Raw genomic sequence first — 7,778 nt, forward strand, 5'->3', positions numbered from 1 at the left:
GGGCGCGGCGGCGCCGGAGAGCGTCTGCGTACGGACGAGGTCGGCGCCCTGGGCCAGCAGCCACAGGGCGGCGCCGACGTGCAGGGCGCCGCCGAGGCCGCTGTCGGGGAAGGGCGAGGCGATCCAGAGCAGGAGGACGACGGCGCCCAGGACGCCGAGGCCGAGCCCGGCGGCGACCGCTCCCCCGGCGAACGCGGTGGCGCGTGCCGCCGCGACCCGCCTGGCAGCGGCCTCGGCGGACAGTGCCGCGATGCGATCGGTCGTATGGGTCACGGCGACCCATGGTGCCAACAACACCCGTTTCGCCCCGGCAGCGGGCGAAAGGTCGTCGTGTCGCACATGATGGGCGCTATGTGCCCTTTTTTCACACTGTCACATGTACGGGTATCCGTACGAGTACGGGTACGGCGTGACGGCTCGGGGTCGCCGCGGTGAGCGCCCGCAGGCGCACGGGCGGGACACAGTCACCGCCCAAGCCCGTACCGGCCAAGCAGAAGCCGACGTCGCGACAGCGGCAGAAACCGGCGTCGTCCGGCGCGCCCGCACCCGCCGCGGACCCGGCTCCGACCGGGAGCCCCGCAGCGAAGAGCCCTCCGCCCAAGGCTCCGGCGCGCAAGGCTCCCGCGCGCAAGGCTCCGGCGCGCTCCCCCGCGCCCACCCGTGAGCCGGTCGGCCTGGGCCGCCTGGCGGTCGTCGCCGTGCCCGTCGTGGCACAGGCCCCGCCGGTACTGCCGGGTCCGAGCCCCGAAGCCGCCTTCGACGCGCTGTACGCGCACTGCGCGGACCCGCTCGTACGCCAGGTCCTGGTCCTGACCGGCAATCCGCGGCTCGCCGACGACGCCGTGGCCCGCGCCTTCGACCAGGCGTGGCAGCGGTGGCCGGAGGTGGCGCGGGACGCCGATCCGGTCGGCTGGCTGCGCGCGAGCGCCTACGCGTTCGCCCTCGCGCCCTGGCAGCGCTGGGTCCCGGCCCACCGCCACGAACCCGCCGCCCCGGCCGTCCCCGTCCCCTTGCGGGCGGCCCTGTTGCGGCTGCCCCCCGAGCACCGCCGCGCCCTGCTCCTCTACGACGGCCTCGGCCTCGATCTGCCCGGCACCGCCGCCGAGACCGAGTCCAGTACGCCCGTCACCGCGGCACGCATCACCCACGCGCGGGCCGCCCTGACCACGGCGCTGCCGGAACTCTCCGAGGACGGCCGGCCTCTGTCCGTGGAACTCGGCGCGCTGCTCGCCGACGAGCAGGACGACGCAGAGCCCGCGCGCCCCCGGAAACCGGCCGCCGTACGGGACGCGAGCGAGCGCGGTGTACGGCGGCGTACGGTCGCGGCCTTCGCCCTGACCGCCCTGATCGTGACGGCCACCGTCGTGACCATGGCGGTCGCGCCCGACCACACCGAACCGGTCCCGCCCCGGCACGCCCGCGAGGCGGGCCAGAACCCCGCCGACACCCCCGGCGCCCCGGGCCACGCCCCACCGGACCTGCGCACCAACGTACCCGCGCGCGTCCCGCCGCCCCCCGGCCGCCCGTCCGCGCGGCAGCCGCTGCGACCCCAGCCGGACACGGGGGGCAAGCCGCCACTGCCCTGAAAGACCTGACCGCAGACCCGTCCCCGGCCGGGCCGGGCCCCGGCGGACCGCCGTTTGGGTTGAGGGCAGTCCGCGCGGCGCGGAAACGGCGCGGGTCCGGCCCCTTCCGAGGAAGGGAACCGGACCCGCGCCGTGTTGCCTGCCGAGCCGACCGCAGGTCAGCCGGCCAGGATCGACCGCGCGAGGCGCGCCGTCTCGGACGGCGTCTTGCCGACCTTGACGCCCGCGGCCTCCAGGGCCTCTTTCTTGGCCTGCGCCGTGCCGGAGGAGCCGGAGACGATGGCGCCCGCGTGGCCCATCGTCTTGCCCTCGGGCGCGGTGAAACCGGCGACGTAGCCGACGACCGGCTTCGTCACGTTCTTCTCGATGAAGGCCGCGGCCCGCTCCTCGGCGTCGCCGCCGATCTCGCCGATCATGACGATCAGGTCGGTGTCGGGGTCGGCCTCGAACGCGGCGAGCGCGTCGATGTGCGTGGTGCCGATGATCGGGTCACCGCCGATGCCGACGGCGGACGAGAAGCCGATGTCACGCAGCTCGTACAGCATCTGGTACGTCAGGGTGCCGGACTTGGAGACCAGGCCGATGCGGCCGGGCTTGGTGATGTCGCCCGGGATGATGCCCGCGTTGGACTGGCCGGGGGTGATCAGGCCGGGGCAGTTCGGGCCGATGATCCGGGTCTTGTCACCCTTGGCCTGGGCGAGCGCCCAGAACGCGGCGGAGTCGTGCACCGCGACGCCCTCGGTGATCACCACGGCGAGCGGGATCTCGGCCTCGATGGCCTCGACCACCGCGTCCTTGGTGAACTTCTCCGGGACGAAGATGACCGTCACGTCCGCGCCGGTGGCCTCGATGGCCTCCTTGACGGAGCCAAAAACCGGCACCTCGCCCTGGTCGAAGGTGACGGAGGTGCCCGCCTTGCGCGGGTTGACGCCGCCGACGATGTTCGTGCCGTCGGCGAGCATGAGCGCGGTGTGCTTCATGCCGGTGGCGCCGGTCATGCCCTGGACGATGACCTTGCTGTCCTTGGTCAGGAAGATAGCCATGGTTGTCGGTGTCCTCGTCCCTTACTTCGCAGCCAGCTCGGCGGCCTTGTCGGCCGCTCCGTCCATGGTGTCCACGCGCTGTACCAGCGGGTGGTTCGCGTCGGACAGGATCTTGCGACCCAGCTCCGCGTTGTTGCCGTCCAGGCGTACGACCAGCGGCTTCGTGACGTTCTCACCCTTGGACTTGAGCAGCTCCAGGGCCTGCACGATGCCGTTGGCGACCTCGTCGCAGGCGGTGATGCCGCCGAAGACGTTGACGAAGACGGACTTGACGTCCGGGTCGCCGAGGATGATCTCCAGGCCGTTGGCCATCACCTCGGCGGACGCGCCGCCGCCGATGTCCAGGAAGTTGGCGGGCTTCACTCCGCCGTGCGCCTCGCCGGCGTAGGCGACGACGTCGAGGGTGCTCATGACGAGCCCCGCGCCGTTGCCGATGATGCCGACCTCGCCTTCCAGCTTCACGTAGTTGAGGCCCTTGGCCTTGGCCTTCGCCTCCAGCGGGTTGGCGGCGGCCTTGTCCTCCAGCGCCTCGTGCTCCGGCTGCCGGAACGCGGCGTTCTCGTCGAGCGAGACCTTGCCGTCGAGCGCGACGATCTTGCCCTCGCCGGTCTTGACCAGCGGGTTGACCTCGACCAGCAGGGCGTCTTCCTTGACGAAGACGGTCCAGAGCTGCTGGAGGACGGAGGCGACCTGGTCGGCGATGTCGGCCGGGAACTTCGCGGCGGCGACGATCTCGGCGGCCTTCTGCGGGGTCACACCCTCCAGAGCGTCGACCGGGACCTTGGCCAGCGCGTCCGGGTTCTCCTCGGCGACGACCTCGATCTCGACACCGCCCTCGACGGAGGCCATGGCGAGGAAGGTGCGGTTGGTGCGGTCCAGCAGGAAGGAGACGTAGTACTCCTCCTTGATGTCCGCGGTCTCGGCGAGCATCACCTTGTGGACCGTGTGGCCCTTGATGTCCATGCCCAGGATCGCGTCGGCCTTGGCCACCGCGTCGGCCGGGTCGGCGGCCAGCTTCACGCCACCGGCCTTGCCGCGACCGCCCACCTTGACCTGAGCCTTGACGACCGCACGGCCGCCCAGTCGCTCCGCCACCGCGCGCGCCGCCTCAGGCGTGTCGATGACTTCACCGGCCAGCACCGGTACACCGTGCTTGGCGAAGAGGTCCCTCGCCTGGTACTCGAACAGGTCCACGCGCGTCCGTCTCCCTTTTCCCTGGTTTCCAGGGTTCCTGGTTTCCCTGGAATTCAGCATTTCGCAAGCTGCTGCCGCCTGATGTGTGCGGCGCTGCGTGCGTTTCTGCCTGATCTGCCTGGGCGTGCCGCTACGGGCAGGGCGACTGCACTGTCACAAGGGAAGCGCACACGGTGACCGAGTACGCGGCATGTCCGTCTCGCAGGTTATCGCCGAGGGCGGTGACGGGCTAAATCGCAGATCACATGTGGGCGGTGAGAACGGTCACAGATCACCGTCCGGGTCCGTTCCCGATCGCCGTTCACGCCTCCGGTATCGGAATCGGCCGTTTCTCGATCGCCGCCGCCATCACATCGGGAAAGAGGTCGGGGGTGCAGGCGAACGCGGGGGCGCCGAGGGCGGCGAGCGCGGCGGCGTGGTCGTGGTCGTAGGCGGGGGCGCCCTCGTCGGACAGCGCGAGCAGCGCCACGAACTGGACACCGGCCGCCTTCATCGCCGCCACCCGCTTCAGCATCTCGTCGCGGATACCGCCCTCGTAGAGGTCGCTGATCAGGACGACGACGGTCTCGGCCGGACGGGTGATCAGGCTCTGGCAGTACGCGAGCGCCCGGTTGATGTCGGTGCCGCCGCCGAGCTGGGTGCCGAACAGCACGTCCACCGGGTCGTCCAGCTCGTCGGTGAGGTCGACCACGGCGGTGTCGAAGACGACGAGTTTGGTGGCGATCGACCGCATTGAGGCCAGGACGGCGCCGAAGACGGACGCGTAGACGACGGAGGCGGCCATCGAACCCGACTGGTCGATGCACAGGACGACGTCCTTCTTCACCGCCTGGTCGGCGCGGCCGTAACCGATCAGCCGCTCGGGCACGACCGTGCCGTGCTCGGGCAGGTAGTTCTTGAGGTTGGCGCGGATCGTGCGGTTCCAGTCGATGTCGCGGTGCCGGGGGCGGTTGACCCGCGCGGAGCGGTCGAGCGCGCCGGTGAGGGTGGCGCGGGTCCGGGTGGCGAGCCGCTTCTCCAGGTCGTCCACGACCTTGCGGACCACCATCCGCGCCGTCTCCTTGGTGGTGTCGGGCATCGCCTTGTTCAGCGACAGCAGCGTGCCGACCAGGTGCACGTCGGCCTCCACCGCCTCCAGCATCTCCGGTTCGAGCAGCAGCGCCGACAGCCCGAGCCGGTCGATCGCGTCCCGCTGCATCACCTGGACGACGGAGCTGGGGAAGTACGTACGGATGTCGCCGAGCCAGCGGGCCACTTGCGGCGCGGAGCCGCCGAGGCCCGCGGAACGGTCCGCCCCGCGCCCTGAGGCGCTGCCCGTGCTGCCGTACAGCGCGCCGAGAGTACGGTCCATCGCCGCGTCCCTGCCGGTCAGTTCGCACCCGGTGCCGTCGGCGCCCCCGCCGCCGAGCACAAGCCGCCAGCGGCGCAGCCGCTCATCGGTGTCAGTCATCTGCCTGGTCCCCCTCGTTGGTCAGCCTGGCGGCGAGATCGGTCGTCGTGGTCGTGCCCAGCAGCAGCCGGACGGTGTGCAGGACGGCGTCGGCGCGGGCCGCGTCGAGGCCGGTGCCGAAGCCGGGCAGGCCCGGGTCCGCCGCGGTGGCCGGGCGGCGCGCCGCCGAAGGGCCGCGCCGCACCAACTCCCCCACGCTGCGCCGTACTCCGGCCTCGAAGTCCGCGAAGGTCCGCCGCAGCAGCGGCAGCACGTCGTTGAACGCCGTCGCCGGTACGGCCGCCAGCCAGCCGTCGACCAGCGCCAGCAGCCGCTCGTCGTGCACCAGCAGCATCCCGCCGCCGGACAGGAACCCCTCGATCCACGCGGCCCCCTCCGCGGGGCCCGTCCCCGGCGACAGCGCCAGCCCCATCAGCCGCGCCGCGTCCTCCGCCTCGATCCGCCCGTCGTCCATGAGCAGCCGCGTCGCCGCGCCCCTGAGCAGCCCGGGTATCGCCCCGTCCCGCTCGGCCAACCCCCGCAGCGTCCCCGCCCACCGCTCCCGAAGATCCCCCCCGGAAGCGGCGTCCCGCCCACGCGGGTTGACTCCGGCCCCGAAGGCCGGCCCGGTTGCCGCGCCGGTCCCCGCGCTGGTGCCTGGCACGGCCGCCGGTCCTGAGCCGACCGCGGGTCGCGGGGCGACGGCGGGGCCGGGGCCGGACGGGCTCGTGTCCGCGTCCGGCGAGCCGACCGCGGGTCGGGGGGTGGGGGACGGGAGGAGGCCGATCGCGCGGTGGACCTCGTCCATGTGCGCGCGCAGCGCCGCGGCGCCGTCGGCGTCGAGGCCGACGCAGGCCGGGGGGAAGCCGACGCAGATACGGGAGGCCAGGCCCTCCGCGACCTCGCCGAGTGCGGCGGAGTCGGTGCCGCGGACGTCGCCGTAACGGACGGCACGGACCAGCGCGGGCAGCGCGGCGGCGAGGTGGGAGACGTCGGCGTCGAGCGCGGCGCGGTCGGCGAGGACGCGCATCACGACGGGGAGCGCGTCGGACAGCCCGGCGAGCAGGCACTGTTCGGCGACCGAGGTGACGGCGGCCAGCGCGTCGCTGTGCACGGCGGCGTCCTCGGCCTTGGCCGTGGCGGCCGACCCCACGGTGGTGCCCCAGATCCCGGCCTCGGCGATCCGTACCGCCAACTCCGGCTCCCAGCGCAGCCGCCACGTCTCACGGAAGGTGCCCTTGCCGTGCCGGGCGACGGCCGGTTCGCCCCAGCCGATGCCGAGCATCGCCAGCCGGTGCAGCAGGCGGCTGCGGCCCGCGTCCGTCTCCTTGCGCAGGTCCAGCTCCAGCTCCTTCTCCAGCGCCTCGGGCTTGAGCCGGAGCCTGCGCTGCTCGCGGGCGAGGTCACGGGCGAGCGGCACCGCGGGCGCGTCCGGCGGGACTTCGCCGAGCACGTCGCCGACGACCAGCCGGTCCTGGATCAGCGCGAGCGGCACGTCGGAGCCGTCGCACATCACCGCGCGGACCGCGTCGGTGGTCTCGCCGAGACCGGCCAGCGGGCGGCCCCGCATCGCGGCGAGCGTGTCGGCCAGCCGTACCGCCTCGATGACGTGGGCCGAGGAGACCGGCAGGTCCTCCTCTCTGAGCAGCCCCGCCACCTTCGTCATCCAGCGGGTCACCGGGCGGTCCCGCGCGGTGAACAGGTGCCGGTACCAGCCCGGCGAGTCGATGCCCGCGCCGTATCCGCTGGCCCTGGCCAGCCGCCGGTGGGTCCACGGCACCCATGTCGTCTCGACCTTCGCCTTGGGCAGGCCCTTGAGGAGCTGCCGGTCGGCGGTGGCCGTCGTCCGCTCGGTGAGGGCGGGGACGTGCCAGGCGCCGCAGACCACCGCCGTCCGCTCGTACGCCTTGCGCGCCTCGCGGACCCGCAGCCGCATGTGGGCCTCGCGCAGCGGGTCCTGGGCGTGGCCGCCGTCGCCGTAGGTCTCGCGGATCGCCGCCATGGCCTCGGCGAGCGCCGCGAAGGGGACGAGCGGGTCGCCGCCGTGGCCGTCCGCCGTGTCGCCGCGGTGCTCGACCGCGTCCTCCCACCAGCGCTCCGGGTCGTCGTAACCGGCGGTCCTGGCCAGGACGGCCAGCGGGTCGATCCGCGCGGCAGCCGCCGCCCCGTCCTCGGAGGGCTCCGGGGATTCCCCCTCTTCTCCTCCCTCACCTACGGGTTCTCTCACGGGACTCTCCGCGGCCTCCTCTTCTTCCTCGGCGGCGGCGCGCAGCGCGAGGGTGTGCGCGGCCGGGAGGTCGATGAAGCGGACGTCGGCGCCCGCCTGCGCCGCCCACCGGATCGCCACCCACTCGGGCGAGAATTCGGCGAAGGGCCAGAAACCGGCCCGCGCCGGGTCGTCCACCACGTGCGCGAGCAGCGCGACGGGCGGGCGCATCGCGGGGTCGGCGGCCAGCGCGAGCAGCGCGTCGGCCTCCGGCGGCCCCTCGATGAGCACGGCCTGCGGCCGGTACGCGTCGAGCGCGG

At 73.4% G+C, this 7,778-nt stretch carries 5 protein-coding genes and 1 pseudogene; 1 reads left to right on the plus strand and 5 read right to left on the minus strand.

Features of this window, described 5'->3' with window-relative positions:
• Positions 1-273: pseudogene (locus BGM09_RS20370) on the minus strand (hypothetical protein); the annotation flags it as partial.
• Positions 274-431: 158 nt separating this feature from the next.
• Between BGM09_RS20370 and BGM09_RS20375 the strand changes: the two are divergent.
• Positions 432-1,586: an RNA polymerase subunit sigma-24 gene (locus tag BGM09_RS20375; protein WP_188283091.1), complete on the plus strand. Its 1,155-nt coding sequence runs from the start codon at positions 432-434 to the stop codon at positions 1,584-1,586.
• A 158-nt stretch (positions 1,587-1,744) separates the two neighbouring features.
• On the opposite strand, the gene sucD is transcribed toward BGM09_RS20375, so the two are convergent.
• The 4 genes from sucD to BGM09_RS20395 form a co-directional block, all read right to left on the minus strand.
• The gene (sucD, locus tag BGM09_RS20380; protein WP_188283092.1) at positions 1,745-2,629 is read right to left on the minus strand and encodes a succinate--CoA ligase subunit alpha; all 885 of its coding nucleotides are present in this window, start codon (positions 2,627-2,629) and stop codon (positions 1,745-1,747) included.
• Between the two features lie 21 nt (positions 2,630-2,650).
• A complete protein-coding gene (gene sucC / locus BGM09_RS20385; RefSeq protein ID WP_188283093.1) occupies positions 2,651-3,823 on the minus strand; it encodes an ADP-forming succinate--CoA ligase subunit beta in 1,173 nt (390 codons plus the stop codon).
• A 301-nt stretch (positions 3,824-4,124) separates the two neighbouring features.
• Positions 4,125-5,273 (minus strand): VWA domain-containing protein, encoded by a 1,149-nt coding sequence (locus tag BGM09_RS20390; RefSeq protein WP_188283094.1) that lies wholly within the window; start codon positions 5,271-5,273, stop codon positions 4,125-4,127.
• Positions 5,266-7,778: DUF5682 family protein (locus tag BGM09_RS20395; RefSeq protein ID WP_223187334.1), on the minus strand; the 2,513-nt coding region annotated here is incomplete at its 5' end. The genes BGM09_RS20395 and BGM09_RS20390, both read right to left, overlap by 8 nt.

Origin of the sequence: Streptomyces sp. CBMA29, assembly GCF_014596445.1 — a bacterium.
In the GTDB taxonomy this organism is placed as follows: domain Bacteria; phylum Actinomycetota; class Actinomycetes; order Streptomycetales; family Streptomycetaceae; genus Actinacidiphila.